Source organism: Gemella sp. GH3 (assembly GCF_013415425.1).
GTDB lineage: Bacteria > Bacillota > Bacilli > Staphylococcales > Gemellaceae > Gemelliphila.
The window spans coordinates 1-440 of the sequence record NZ_JACBYC010000222.1; the positions used below are offsets into that span (position 1 = coordinate 1).

Sequence of the window (440 nt, forward strand, 5' to 3'; positions counted from 1 at the left end):
CCATTGAATAAGGAGGATGAATCAAATGGCGATTAAAGTATTGTTTGTTGATGACCATGAAATGGTTAGAATTGGTATTTCAAGCTATCTATCTACACAACAGGATATTGAAGTAGTTGGAGAAGGTGCTTCTGGTAAAGAAGCTATCGAAAAAGCCCATGAGTTGAAACCAGATTTAATTTTAATGGATTTACTTATGGATGATATGGATGGTGTAGAAGCTACTACTGAAATTAAAAAGGATTTACCTCACATAAGAGTAGTAATGTTAACAAGCTTTATCGAGGATAAAGAAGTTTATCGAGCATTAGATGCTGGGGTATATAGTTATATCTTAAAAACGAATAGTGCGAGTGACATTGCTGACGCGGTACGTAAAACATATCAAGGGGAATCTGTTTTTGAACCAGAAGTACTTGTAAAAATGAGAACCCGCATGA

At 35.2% G+C, this 440-nt stretch carries 1 protein-coding gene; it reads left to right on the forward strand.

The features are described 5' to 3' along the window. Nucleotides 1-25: 25 nt before the first annotated feature. Nucleotides 26-440 (forward strand): response regulator transcription factor VraR (gene vraR / locus HZY83_RS07810; RefSeq protein ID WP_179943479.1); only part of this gene is annotated, 415 nt, incomplete at its 3' end.